Source organism: Cohnella sp. GbtcB17, from assembly GCF_019091135.1.
Classification (GTDB): domain Bacteria; phylum Bacillota; class Bacilli; order Paenibacillales; family Paenibacillaceae; genus Cohnella.
Genome location: NZ_JAGXJW010000009.1, coordinates 44,443 through 57,811, shown reverse-complemented (window position 1 = coordinate 57,811; position 13,369 = coordinate 44,443). Strand labels below are relative to the sequence as shown.

The 13,369-nt window shown below is 59.7% G+C and carries 8 protein-coding genes; all 8 read right to left on the bottom strand.

The window, feature by feature from the left end; genetic code table 11:
- Window positions 1–42: 42 nt before the first annotated feature.
- Window positions 43–1,458 (bottom strand): ABC transporter substrate-binding protein, encoded by a 1,416-nt coding sequence (locus KVT38_RS06830; RefSeq protein WP_217592942.1) that lies wholly within the window; start codon window positions 1,456–1,458, stop codon window positions 43–45.
- Window positions 1,459–1,529: 71 nt separating this feature from the next.
- On the bottom strand, window positions 1,530–2,354 hold the full coding sequence (locus KVT38_RS06825) for a carbohydrate ABC transporter permease (protein ID WP_217592941.1): 825 nt from the start codon (window positions 2,352–2,354) through the stop codon (window positions 1,530–1,532).
- Between the two features lie 2 nt (window positions 2,355–2,356).
- Window positions 2,357–3,250, bottom strand: a complete 894-nt coding sequence (locus tag KVT38_RS06820) for a carbohydrate ABC transporter permease (RefSeq protein ID WP_217592940.1) — start codon at window positions 3,248–3,250, stop codon at window positions 2,357–2,359.
- A gap of 24 nt (window positions 3,251–3,274) precedes the next feature.
- The gene (locus KVT38_RS06815) at window positions 3,275–4,375 is read right to left on the bottom strand and encodes a Gfo/Idh/MocA family protein (RefSeq protein ID WP_217592939.1); all 1,101 of its coding nucleotides are present in this window, start codon (window positions 4,373–4,375) and stop codon (window positions 3,275–3,277) included.
- A gap of 370 nt (window positions 4,376–4,745) precedes the next feature.
- The gene (locus tag KVT38_RS06810; protein WP_217592938.1) at window positions 4,746–5,780 is read right to left on the bottom strand and encodes a LacI family DNA-binding transcriptional regulator; all 1,035 of its coding nucleotides are present in this window, start codon (window positions 5,778–5,780) and stop codon (window positions 4,746–4,748) included.
- A 152-nt stretch (window positions 5,781–5,932) separates the two neighbouring features.
- On the bottom strand, window positions 5,933–9,427 hold the full coding sequence (locus KVT38_RS06805; RefSeq protein WP_217592937.1) for a hypothetical protein: 3,495 nt from the start codon (window positions 9,425–9,427) through the stop codon (window positions 5,933–5,935).
- Between the two features lie 18 nt (window positions 9,428–9,445).
- Window positions 9,446–11,392 (bottom strand): S-layer homology domain-containing protein, encoded by a 1,947-nt coding sequence (locus tag KVT38_RS06800; RefSeq protein ID WP_217592936.1) that lies wholly within the window; start codon window positions 11,390–11,392, stop codon window positions 9,446–9,448.
- A 246-nt stretch (window positions 11,393–11,638) separates the two neighbouring features.
- Window positions 11,639–13,225 carry a peptide chain release factor 3 gene (locus KVT38_RS06795; RefSeq protein ID WP_217592935.1) on the bottom strand — a complete coding sequence of 529 codons (1,587 nt, stop codon included), beginning with the start codon at window positions 13,223–13,225 and terminating at the stop codon, window positions 11,639–11,641.
- Window positions 13,226–13,369: the final 144 nt, after the last annotated feature.

Below are 13,369 nucleotides of genomic sequence, written 5' to 3'. Positions count from 1 at the left end.
ACCGGCGGACTTCGCGTCAAGCGACCGCCGGCGCTTCTTCTCTTATTTGCCGTACAGCGACCCGATCTCCTTCACTACGCCGTCAAGCTCGCCCTTGCCGGACAGCGCCGGCGCGAGCTTCTGCGGGATGATTTCCCACAGCAGCTTTTCCTTGCCGTCGAAGAACGGCGCGGAGATCGCGTATTTTTGCGCATCAATGAACGTCTGCTTGTTGTAGCCTTCGTCCTTGGCGAGATACGTCTCCGCGGCCGCCTTGTTGGCCGGGATCGACTGGCCCTGCTGAGCGAGCGCGATCTGGCCGTCCGGACCGCCCAGCCAGCTCAGCAGCGCCCATGCGGCTTGCTCGTTTTTGCTGTATGGACTCATCGCGTTGCCTGCGACCTGCACGACCGTCTTCGTCTCCTTGAACTTCGGCGGCAGCACCGTGTCGAACTTGATGTTCGCCTTGATGAATTCGCTGGCGGACCAGGAGCCCGCGAAGCTCATCGCGACCTTGCCCGTCGTCATCGTCAGGAACGGCTCCTTGGCGAGCGACTGGCTCTGGCTGAAGGTCGGCGTCACGTGATGCTTGGTGATCAGATCCCGGTAAAACTCCAGCACTTGCTTGGCTTCCGGCGATTCGAGACCGAGCGACTTGTCGTCGTTCACGAGCTTGCCGCCGTTGGACTCGATCTGCGGCTCGAGCACGGAGTCGGCGGAGCCGGCGGCGTCGACCGTCAGGCCCCATTGCACGATGTTCTTGGCGTCGAAGTCCGCGTCCGCGGCCGTCTTGCCGTTACGATCGAGCGTCATCTTCTTGGCGATGTCGAGCGCCTGATCCCAAGTCAGCTCGCCGGCCGGATAAGCGGCGCCGGCCGGATTCGTCTTGGGGTCGTCGAACAGCCCTTTATTATAGTAGAGCACGATCGTGTTAGCGTCGCGCGGCAGCGATACTTGCTTGCCGTCGACCTGGTGGGCGGCCAGCACCCCGGGCTCGAAGTTGTTCGTATCGAAGCCCGTCGAGGCGATCAGATCGGTCAAGTCTTTCATCGCGCCGATCTTGGCGTATTTGTCCACGTACGCATAGCTGATCTTGTACACATCGGGCAGATCCTTGGCCGCAGCCTGCGCGGTCAGCGCCGTCCAGTACGTGCCCCAGTCCTTGCTGACGACCTCGACCTCGACGTTTGGATATTTCTCGCTGAAGCCCTTGAGCAATTCCTTCGTCTGTTCGGTCTCCACGTTCGTTCCCCATTGCGCATACGTTACTTTGCCGGAGATGTCGGCTGCGCCGGCTGGAGCCGATGCCGATGCCGATCCGGACGCCGGAGCCGATGCGCTCGCCGAAGCGCCTGCCGAACCGCTGGCCGCAGGAGACGAGGACGCGCCTTCATTGTTGTTGCTGCCGCATGCCGCCAGACTCATCGTTCCGATCAAACTCAGTACCGCGAGCTGCACGATCCGTTTCTTTGTTTGCATGTTGAGCCCTCCTTGTACGTGGATGAATGATTGACCTGCCCCTCGATGCGCTCTCACGGGTGCCCCCGGGATTACTTGATCCCGGTCATGACCACCCCCTCGATGAAGTAGCGCTGGGCGAAGAAGTAGATGACGCCGATCGGCAGCAGCGCGAGGAACGAACCGGCCGCGAGCACCGGGAAGTCGTGCGAAGTCTGGCCCATGATCATCTGGAGGCCGACGCTGAGCGTCTGCAGCTTTTCCGATTGGATGAAGATGAGCGGGGAAAAGAAGTCCGTCCACGAAAAGACGAAGGAGAAGATGAAGCCGCTCACGAGAATCGGGCTGGACAGCGGCAGGATAACCCTGGAGTAGATCGTCCAGTACCCGCCTCCGTCGACATAGGTCGCTTCGTCCAGCTCCCGCGGGATCGTGAGGAAAAACTGCCTGAACAAAAAGATGAAGTACGGATTGCCGAGTACGTGCGGAACGATGAGCGGCAGCCACGTATCGTACCAGCCGATATCCCGGTACAGCAGATACAGCGGGATCAGCGTCACCTGCGCCGGAATCATGAGCGTGGCCAGCACGATGGCGAACAGGAACTTGCGCGAACGCGCCTTCGTGCGGGCGAATCCGAACGCGATCAGCGAGGAGAACAGAATCGTGCCGAGACCGACGGAGCCCGCGATCGCGAACGAGTTGCCGATCCACCGGCCCATGAGCGGCATCGATTCGAAGAGCCGTCCGAAGGCGCTTAGCGTTAACGGATGCGGGAGAAACTCCGGCGGATATCTGAACGTCTGCTCCTGCGTCTTGAGCATCGTGGACAGCAGCCAGAACAGCGGGCCGGCGAAGATGAACAAGCCGATGAGCAGCGCGACGTATTGCAGCGGCGTTTTGAATCGGTAAGTCATGCCTATGCGTCGCCCCCTTTATCGCTCTCGTAGTAGACCCAGCGGTTCGACGTTTTCATCACGATCCAGGTCAGGATCAGGATGATGACGAACAGAATCCAGGACTGCGCCATCGCATAGCCGAACTTCATGTCGCGGAATGCGGTATTGTAGGTATTCAGCATGTAGGTCGACGAGGAGTAGTCCGGCCCCCCGTTGTTCAGCAGGCGGGATTCGGTGAACATCTGGAAATAGTAGATCATCTGCAGCACCAGCGAGAAAAGAATCGTCGGCGAGATCATCGGCAGCGTGATCGTGAAAAATTGGCGGACCCGGCTCGCGCCGTCGATGCGTGCCGCCTCGTAGAGCTGGGCGGGCACGCCCTTGAGCGCGGCGAGGAAGATCAGAACCGGTCCGCCCGAGCTCCAGATGCCGATCGTCACGATCAGCGGCTTGCTCCAGCCCTCGGAGCCGAACCAGTCCACCTTCGGGATGCCGACGGCCTCGAGGAGCTGGTTGACGAAGCCGCCGTCCGTGCCGAACAGCAGCAGCCAGATGATGACCGTCGCGACGGGCGGCACCAGGTAGGGCAAGTAATAGATCGTGCGGAAAAAGCGAATGCCCTTGATCTCGACGTTCAGCACGACGGAGATCAGAATTTGGAACATGACCGTGATCGGCACGGCGATAAAAACGAAGTACAGCGTGTTGCAGAAGCTTTTCAAATAAATCTGATCCTTGAACAAGTCCCGATAGTTGTCGAACCCGATCCACTGCGGCGGCGTCACCGAGTTGTAATCCGCGAAGCTGTAAATCATGCTCAGCGCGGCCGGGCCGACAAAAAACACGAGAAAACCTACGATCCAAGGAAGGATGAACAATAAAAAAGTGCCTTCCTCTTTCCACCTCGAGGTCATGCGGACTCCCCCTGTCTGTCGGCCTTAGCTCAGCTCGCTGATGTAGACGTAACGTTCTTCCTTGATGGAACGTTCGGCGGCAAGCGCGACGAGCAGCGCATCCCGGCCGATCCGGCCGTTGGCATAGGGCGCTTCGCCCGTGGCGACGGAATTCAGGAAGGCGTGCCGCTGCCGCTGGCTGCCGGTATGTCCGCCGTTCACCGAATCGGATTCGTGGTCCAGATCGATGTGGTCGCGGCTCTTGTCCTCGGGACCGAAGATGTCGATCGTCTTGTCCTTCTTGGCGATCATTTGGCCGCCGTTGCTGCCGAGCAGACCGATCTCGAGCCCTTCGTCCATCAGGTTCCTCGGCTTCAAATACATGCAGAGGCCGAGATTCGCCTTGCTGCCGTTCTCGTACTCGACGATGACCCAGGCATGGTCGACGATCGAAGTGCTCGTAAGCGTCCGGGTCTCGTAATGCGTATAGGAGTTGGTGATGACGTTAGGTTGGCCGTCCTTCAGCACGTGCTGGCCGCCGGACGCGAACACGCGGCGCGGCTTCGAATCGATCATCCAGTTGAAAATATCGAAGTGGTGGCAATCCTTCTCGATAAGCGCGCCGCCCGACTTGGAAGCGTCATAGAACCAGTCCACCGGCGGGAACGGATCGCGGAATTCCTTGCACCACATCATGGTGACGTCTCCCAGCCGTCCGGCATCCAGTTCCCTGCGCATCCGGCGATAGATGTTCGAGTAACGGTAAGTGAGGCCGATCTGCAGGATCACGCCGGCAGCTTCCGCCTTGGCGATGATCTCGTCGCATTCGCCGAGCGTCGGCGCGACCGGTTTTTCCAGAAACACATGCTTGCCGCGTTCGATAAACGGCGCCGCCGCATCGCGATGCATGTAGTTGGGCAGTGAGATGACGACGGCGTCGAAGGTGTCGATGTGCTCCAGCAATTCGAGGTAACTCGCAACGATGCCAGGTTTGTTTCTTCTTATGTACGGCATCGCCCTTGCCAGGTTGGATTCGCTCGGATCCGCGACCCAGACGATCTCGCAGTTCTCGATTTGATCGAATCCCATCGCATGGCCGGTCCCCATATCTCCTACGCCGATCAGTGCCAGCCGAATTTTATCCATTGTGTATCGTATCCCCCAACTCCGAAGTATTTGCGCCAAATTTTATTTGTTTGGATTACAATTTAAATATTATTCGAATATCAGAAAACCGTCAAGGATTTTTAATGCAATTTGGATGAATTTTTCCTTGGTTTTTTGGACTTTATTTGGCGTAAATATTCGTAAAACACGATTGCTTATGACGGTAACACAATCAAACATTCGGATTTTATTGATCTAAGCGCTTGCAGAGGCCTTAATTTAGAGAATGTGCACAAACCTATTTTTACGCAAATTTTTATTATATATTGCCGCAAATACATCCAAAATGTTATGGAAAATAAAAGGCCCTGCTCCGCATACACGGGCAGGGCGTACGAATCGTGCCGCATCAGGTCGATTGTCTGGCCATTAACTCGAACGGAAGCGTAATCTTGACGGGGAGCGGGTACTTGTTCTGTCTGACGTCGACGAGCGTCTTGGCCGCCACCCAGCCGATCTCGAACTTCGGAATATGTACGGAGGTCAGTGGCGGCGTCGCGTACTCGGCGAAGTCGATATTGTCGATGGAGGCGATAGCGACATCCTGGGGAATGCGCAGACCGCTCTCGAATACGGCACGCATGGCCGAGATCGCCATCATGTCGCTGGCGGCCAGAAATGCGGACGGCAGCTTCGCCGGCTTCTCGAGCGTCCGCTTCATCAGCGTATAGCTTTTTTCCGCATTCCATTCCGTATCGAGGATCCATTCCTTATGGATCGCGAGTCCGGCTTCGTCCATCGCTTCTTTGTAGCCGCGGTATCTTTTTTCCTTGGTGATGTCGAGCGACCTGCCGGAGCCGCCGAGGAAGCCGATATGCCGATGCCCCCGCGAGATCAGGTGCTGTACCGCATGCTTCGCCGCCGCCAGCCGATCGTAGCCGACGCTCGGAATGGACGGATCGGACACGTCGATGCCGACGACGCAAGGGATATGGCGCTTGATCGCGTCGTAGACGACCGGATCGATGCTCTCGACGACGATGATGCCGTCCACCCCGCCGTCCTGGATCACCTTTTGCAGCATCTCGGGAGATTTGAGATCTTCGCCGTTGTGTATATAGGCCAATTCTCCGCCGTGCTCCTGAATGCCTCGCTCGATGCCTTCGAGAATCGGAGAAAAGTACGGATGATTGTACTTGTTCTGATTAACCGCCACGATGCAGCCGATCTTGCCGATATCGGGCTGCCGTGCGGCTAGCCCGCGCTTCGAGCCCGCGCCGTCCTTCGCCGTCTTGCCCGGATTGTAGCCAAGCTGTGCGACCGCGTCCCAGATGCGCTGGCGCGTGTCTGCGTTGACGGAACGGCTCGTATCGTTGTTGACGACTCTGGACACCGTGGAGATCGATACGCCCACTTGATCCGCGATATCCTTTAAAGTAGCCAATTCGGTCCGCTCCTTTGCCTTGATTTGCCCCAAACTTGTATATGGCTTTCATTATAGCCGAACCCCGTCCCTTCGGACAACCGACAATGTCGCGAAAATGCAACGAAGACCGCCCCGATATCTCTTCTCGGGAGCGGCCTTCGTCATATGCGTTACGGCGATTCGATCTGAAGTCCGCCCTCGACGCGTCCGCCGACGACGGTAAACCTGACTTGAAGCATCGTGTTCTCGTGCGTGGCGGAGCTGTTGAAGTTCGTGGCGATATAATCGCCGTCCGGCAGATAGGCGCGGAAGGCGCCGTTGTCCACGCGCACGCCAAGCCGATAATGCACGCCTGCGGCCGGATTGAACTCAGCTTCGGCGATCGACAGGAAACCGTTCAGCGCGGCATCGCCCCCGATATTCAGCGTCCCTTGGATGTTAGGGGCATTCAAACGAATGGCCGGCGCGGTCGTCATACGCTCGCCGACGACGATCTCCGTGCCGTCAAGCATGTAGGCCGTCCCGTTGGACGCCTGAAAGCTGACCAGCCTGTAAGTGTTCGGCGGGAGATCGATGGCGAACGTGCCGTCTCCTCCGCTCATGCCGTAAACTTCCCTAGGCGAAGGATCGGAGCCTCCGGTGTCCGAGTGTTGAAGGTTCAACTGGCCGATCGCGGGGCTGCCGTCCGCATACTCGACTTTGCCGTACAGGCTCCTGGCAGCTACTTCGATCGCGATCGGAGAGGGCGATGCGACGCCCCCGGCGATCGTGATCGTATAATCTGCGGCGGCCGCCTTTTCGTCTCTGCCGTTCGTATCGTTCCAGATCGAACCGATATGATAGACGCCATCCGGCAAATAATCCGAGAATTGTCCGCTCTGAATGCGAATGTTATACGCGGTCTGATTGGCGTCTATCAGCTTGAGCGAGCCGGCGATCGCAGCGCCGTCAGGCATCGCAAGGCGGCCGACGACATTGTTCTCCAACGCCACAACGCGCAGCGGGCCGCCGTCCGGGGTCGCAAGCGCGCCGTTTTCGACGCGGAAGGTCGCTTCAGACTTCCATGCGCTGCGTTGACCGTTTTTCCACACCTGAAGCTCGGTCACCGCATAGCTGCCGTCAGGCAGCTTCAGCGAGAAGGTGCCGTTTTGACCTGCGTTCGCGTTATAGTAGACGTCTCCCTGCTCCGACGAACGGATGGAGATGCCCGCGAATGCGAGCGGCTCGCTGCCTCCGGGCATATAGGCCGTGCCGACGACGTTGGGAATCGGCAGCACCAGGTCTTCAATCTTGGCGGAGCCCGCCACGCTGAAGCGGTAAGGCTGGGCCAATCGGATACTCTCTTGTTTTTCTCTGTCGTAGTAAAACGAGATCGCATAATTCCCGTCGGGCAAGTAAATGAAAAACTTCCCGTCGACCAGATCGACCTGCTGCTCGCGGTCGGTCTGTCCGTTGCCGAGATCCCTGCCGATTTGCAGGCTCACATTTCTCGGCGTGGAGCCGTCGTCGAGCTTGACTTTGCCTTCGACATTGCGCTCCTTGAGCGCGAGCGACCATTCGAAGACACCCTCGGCATCGACCGTAAACGTCTGATCGACTTGATAATAAACTTGCTTAGGCCTGTCGAATACGTCGGCTACCTTGTACTGTCCCGGCTTTAAGGCCAGGTCGAACGCACCGTTTGTCACGTCAACACTGAGATTGTCGTTCGGATGCGAGACGTCGTAGAAATTAACGGTGCCGTCGTCGAGCGGGATGCCCGATTGAACGACGCTGCCCTTAACGTTAACCGGCGGCACGTTTATATGCAGCGCGGCGTCGCCGGATACGGTGAACTCGTCGTAGAAGCCGATCCGCTTCGTTCTGCCGTCTTCCTCGTAGGAGATGCCTCGGATCAGGTATCGCCCGTCTTCGAGCGTCGTCCGGAACTTGCCGTCCGTCGTCTTGACCGTGAATCCGTACCAGCCGTCCGACTTGACTTGATACAGATTCAGGTAGGCTCCCTCGGGCAACGCTTGCCCTTCCGCCGTCACGAGCTCGCCCGTGACGTTGATGCGCTTCTCCTGGATACGCCACTGCGCGCTGCCGGAGACGCTATAATTCTGGTCCAACCGGATAAAACGCTGGTAATCTTCGCTGCTATACCCATTAACGTTGTAGTCGCCGTCCGGAAGCGCGAGCGCGAAGCTGCCGTCGCCGCCTACCTTGACTTGGTAAAAACGAAGGTGATTGCCGCTGCGGATATCCAGCCAGACGTTCGCGATCGGATCGCCGTTCGCGTCGGACAGGGTACCCGTTACGTTAACAGCCGGCACGACGATGTCCGCGTCGCCTTGCACTGCACCGTTTTCGACGGTCAACTGTCGGTTCAGCAGTACGTTCGCTTGCTGTCGCTCGTCCCAGTAGCTGCGGACCTCGTACAGTCCGTCCGGAAGATACAGGCTGAATTCGCCGCCTTTGACCTGCGGCTCGTAGGCGTTACGTTCGCCTTCCATATTTTGCATGCGCAGCGTGACGCCGTCGATCGGCGTGCCGTCGGCCAGCTTCAGCGTGCCGGATACGTTGGGCGCCGGAATCGACAGCGTCCAGACCGCGATGCCCCGCAGCGGTTCCATCGGCTGATTCAGCCGAACGTAACGCCCTTCGGCATCGAAATAGCCGTCTACGACGTATCGGCCGTCGGACAGCGTCAGGTCGAACGCGCCGGTCGACGTCGTCCGTACGCTATAATTTTTTGCGTAATCCGTCGTCCGGATATTAAGCCATGCGTTCGCGACAGCCGCCTTCCCTTGATGCAAGGTTCCCGTCACGTTGCTGGCCGGGACGTCGAGCGCGACCGTCGTGGCGCCGGCTACGGTGAAGCGCGCAGCGTACGTCACGAACGTATCGGAATCGGTCAGCCAATAGCCGTCGATCGTATATTTGCCGTCCGGCAATGCCGCGGTGAAGACACCGTCCTTGACTTGAGCGGAGTAAAGCTCCTGCGTGGACGTATTGTAAAAGTTCAGCCAAGCCGACGCCACGGCTTGTCCGCCCCGCTTCAAGGTGCCGTTCATGTTTTTGGCGGACAGCTTGATCGGGAGCGTCACACTCGCGGCGCCGACTGTGAACGCGAGCTTGACGTTCATATATTCCCGGCTCGCCTCGCCCGTGAAGCCCTGGACTTTATAATCGCCGGCAGGCAAACGAAGCGCGAAAGCGCCGTCCGCGCCGGCATAAGCGTTGTAAGCCCCGCCGGTGGCATCCTTAATGTCGACCCATCCGGATACGGCGCTGCCGTCGGACGCCCTGACCGCTCCCGATACGTTGTTCGGAAGCGTCTCGAGCTTCAGCGGCTCCGCGGAACCGCCGGACACGGCGAACGATTGGTTCAAGTAGACGTTTGTCTGCTTCGCTTCGTCCCAGTATTTGACGGCTTCGTAACCGCCGGCCGCCAGACCCGACGGCAGCGAGAAGCTGCCGTCGTCCGCGACCCATACTGTATACTCCTCGCCTGAGGCCTCGTTGCGGATGGATAACCACGTATGGCCGACCGTATGGCCGGAAGCGTCGGTCAACGTGCCCGCGACGGCGCTCGGCGCCGCGGAGGCCGCGATCGGTACGCACGTCAGCAACAGGATCGCCGCGGTAAACGTCAGCGCGATTTTTCGGAATTTCGTTTTCATGGGGAGATCACCTCTTCATTAAGGAGTCGGATTCGTAACGGTCAACGTCGCTTTGGAGGGCTGCGATACGTTGCCCGCTTCGTCGACAAGAAACAGCTTATAGACGGCCGGCAGCTGCGGTACGGCGATTGTAGAGCCGGTCGATACGGTCATCGCGGCGCCCGGCGCGAACACGGACGCGACGGCTGGAGCGAACCAAGCCTTCACGCCGACTGGAAGCGCCGGCAGCGTCAACGTCTGGCCCGGCGCGCGCGTCGCATCCGCCGCAAATACGTCGTTCTGCTCCGTCGGCGGCGTGTTGTCCACCGTGATGGCGCCCGTCGAAGGCGAAGACACGTTGCCTGCATCGTCCAGCAGATACAGCCGATAGCTGCCTTCGGCCGCGGGGGCGAGGATCGTGCCGCCGGTCGAATAGCTCATCGTCGCGCTTTGCACCCAACCCGACGTCCCCGCAGGCGCCAGCCATGCGGAGGAGGCGCCGACAGGGAGTCCGCCGATCGACAAGGTCGACCGGCCCTTCACGGCGACATTAGAAGCAAACAGGGAATTGCTCGGCGCCGTGTTGTCGACGCGCAGCAGAGCGACCGATGCGCTGACAGATTGACCCGATGCGTCTACGAGATACAGGCGGTAATCGCCCTCCGCGGACGGCGCGCTGACAATGCTGCTGACGCCGGCTGTCATGTCGGAACCGGCATCGAAGGCGCTCGTGCCGGACGGCGCGAACCAAGCCGTCAATCCCTCGACAGGCGGAACGGTCAAGGCGACGCTCGCCCCGCCGCGAACCGCGCGGCCGACCGCGAAGAGATCGCCCGCCCGATCCGCCGCCACGGTGCCGGCGACGGTCAGGGAAGCCGACGAGACGGACAGCGTAGCGCCGCTGTCGGCGTTCAGGACGTACAGCTTGTACGAGCCCGCGCTCGCAGGCGCTGCCATCAGGGCCACCGTGCCGTTGCCAAGCAGCTTGGTCATCTGAAGACCTTCTGCGAACAGCGTCGTGGAGGCTGGCGCGAGCCAAGCGACCGTACCCGGAGACGGCGCGGCGTCCAGCGCGACGGCACCTCCGGCCTGGACGGTCTTGGTCGTGGCCAGCAACGCGTCGGCCATCCGGAAGGCGTCGGCGGCCTCGCCGTTGCCTGCACCATCGCCGTCCTGGCTGCCGCCTCCGCTCTGGTCGCCGCCGCCAGGTTGGTTGCCACCAGGTTGATTGCCGCCAGGTTGATTGCCGCCAGGTTGGTTGCCGCCGGACGAATTTCCGCCGCCGGACGTCGTGCCGCCCGTTGAAGCGCCTCCATTATTGGCTTGAGTGGATCCCTGCTGCGCGCCGCTTTCTCCGTTTTGCTTGTCGGACAGCGCCTCCGCCCGATCGAGCACGACGACGATCTCCGCGCGCGTCGCGCTGCGCTTCGGATAGAACAGGCCTTTCGCGTCAGGCGTCATGATCCCCGCTGCGATAACCGCCCCGACCGCGCCGCGGCTCCATGCAGGCAGCGCGCGCGTATCCGCGTAGTCCGGCGCCGAATCGGACGGCTTCAGCTTCAACAGACGAACGAGAATGACTGCAAGCTGTTCCCGCGTTATCTCGCGGTTCGGCCTAAACGTGCCGTCCTCGTAACCGGACATATAGCCGTTTCGCACGGCGATACCGAGGTCGCGATAAAACCATTGTTTTTCGTCGACGTCGGCGAAAGCGACAGGGCCGCCTTCGGTCAAGCCGAACGACGCATTGACGAGTTTCATGACCTCCACGCGCGTCGCCGGCTTGTTCGGACGAAGCGTACCGTCACCATAACCGCCGATTTTTCCGCTCTCGACCCATTTTGTCAGCGCCGCTTGGGCCCAATGTCCCTGAATGTCCCGGTAGGCGGAGGCATTGTCCGCCCAAGCCTGTCCGCTCGTGCCGACCAATAGGCAGGCGGCGACCGCGCCGGTCAGCAACCGTTTATTCCATTTCTTTTGAATCATGACGCCCTCCCCAAAACCGATATGAAAGTCCTATAAAACCAACGAATCTCATTCTACCACCGCCATTCACCCAGGAAATAGGATATAAAAGGCAAACCTGCCTATTGCTTTTTAAAGTTTTGTTAAAGTACCTATGTCGATAGGCGCACAAAAAAAACCGCACCGTCCGGTGCGCATCGCGTGTCGGGATATGCGATGCAACTTCGGAGGGGGCGGTTATTTAGGAAAGGCCTTTAACGACGCGCCTTAAGGCGCAGTCTCCAGGAACTTCACGTCGGGCATGCGTTCCACGGCTGTACGCATTGCGTACTCGTTTTCGAACAAGGCGACGTTGTTGTCGTTCTTGTCCTTGACGAGCGTCGAGTTGATGCGGAACTTCGAGGCATCGAGCTTGTCGGCGACGATCCAGCGGGCGAACTGGAACTGCGTGCGCGCGAGCTGGATGTCGACGCCGTACTCGTTTTTCATGCGGTATTCGAAAACGTCGAATTGAAGCTGTCCGACGACGCCGAGATACGTATCCTCGAACGGGCCGATCGAGCGGAACACCTGCACCATACCCTCTTCGGTCAGCTGATCGAGACCTTTAAGATACTGCTTCTGCTTCAGCGCGTTTTTGACCGACACCTTGGCGAAGATCTCCGGAGAGAACGTCGGCAGCTCGTCGAACGTCAGATTCGCGCCTTGAGCAAGGCTGTCGCCGATGCGAAAAATACCCGGGTCGAACAAGCCGATGATGTCGCCCGGATAGGCGGTATCGACGATGTCGCGGTCCTGCGCCAGAAACTGCTGCGGCTGCGACAGCTTGATATCCTTGCCCGCGCGCACGTGCTTGACGGACATGCCGCGCTCGAACTTGCCGGAGCAGATGCGCAGGAAGGCGATCCGGTCGCGGTGGGCCGGGTTCATGTTCGCCTGGATCTTGAAAATGTAGCCGGAGAACTTCTCGTCGTCCGGCTCCACCTCGCCGTCCGTCGTACGGCGCGATGTCGGTGCCGGAGCCAGCTGCAGGAAGTTCTCGAGGAACGTCTGCACGCCAAAGTTGTTGACGGCGCTCCCGAAGAAGACCGGCGTCAGCTCGCCCGCGCGCACCTTCTCGTAGTCAAAAGGATCGCCTGCGACGTCGAGCAGCTCGAGATCCTGGGCCAGCTGGTCGGCGAGATATTCGCCCGCCATCTCGCGGATCGCCGGATCGTTGTAGTCGGCGGCCGGGCGAACCTCGATCGTGGAGTGATCGTTGCCCTGGAACAGCTCGACCTGCTTCTTCATGCGGTCGTAGACGCCGCACAGCTCGCGGCCCATACCGATCGGCCAGTTCATCGGCACCGAGCGGATGCCGAGCACGCGCTCGATCTCCTCGAGCAGCTCGAACGGATTCTGTCCCTCGCGGTCGAGCTTGTTAATGAAGGTGAAGATCGGAATGCCCCGCTTGCGGCACACCTGGAACAGCTTGATCGTCTGCGCCTCGACGCCCTTGGCGACGTCGATGAGCATAACCGCGCTGTCCGCGGCGGTCAGCGTGCGGTACGTGTCTTCGCTGAAGTCCTGGTGACCCGGGGTATCCAGGATGTTGACGTTTTTGCCGGCATACTGGAATTGCATGACCGACGAAGTGACGGAGATGCCCCGCTGCTTCTCGATCTCCATCCAGTCGCTGGTCGCGTGGCGGGCGGCTTTGCGCGCCTTGACCGAGCCGGCGATATGGATCGCGCCCCCGAACAGCAGCAGCTTTTCGGTCAGCGTCGTTTTGCCCGCATCGGGGTGGGAAATTATCGCGAAGGTGCGGCGCTTCGCCACTTCCTGCTTAAGTTCGTCGCGGATCGCTTTGCTCATGAATCACGGATTCCTCTCTTGGACAATATGGCAAACTACATTATAGCATATTGTGCCCGGTCAAGGACGTGAACCCTGGCGGATCTATGGGCATGCGGCGAGGATAGCGCACTTTTGCGCTATGGCGACGGTGAGCGTGGAGTT

What these genes read in the sequence shown, in the direction of transcription:
- KVT38_RS06825 (WP_217592941.1), bottom strand. Translation starts at nt 2,354, where the DNA reads ATGACTTACCGATTCAAAACGCCGCTGCAATACGTCGCGCTGCTCATC.
- KVT38_RS06805 (WP_217592937.1), bottom strand. Translation starts at nt 9,427, where the DNA reads ATGAAAACGAAATTCCGAAAAATCGCGCTGACGTTTACCGCGGCGATC.
- KVT38_RS06830 (WP_217592942.1), bottom strand. Translation starts at nt 1,458, where the DNA reads ATGCAAACAAAGAAACGGATCGTGCAGCTCGCGGTACTGAGTTTGATC.
- KVT38_RS06820 (WP_217592940.1), bottom strand. Translation starts at nt 3,250, where the DNA reads ATGACCTCGAGGTGGAAAGAGGAAGGCACTTTTTTATTGTTCATCCTT.
- KVT38_RS06795 (WP_217592935.1), bottom strand. Translation starts at nt 13,225, where the DNA reads ATGAGCAAAGCGATCCGCGACGAACTTAAGCAGGAAGTGGCGAAGCGC.
- KVT38_RS06815 (WP_217592939.1), bottom strand. Translation starts at nt 4,375, where the DNA reads ATGGATAAAATTCGGCTGGCACTGATCGGCGTAGGAGATATGGGGACC.
- KVT38_RS06800 (WP_217592936.1), bottom strand. Translation starts at nt 11,392, where the DNA reads ATGATTCAAAAGAAATGGAATAAACGGTTGCTGACCGGCGCGGTCGCC.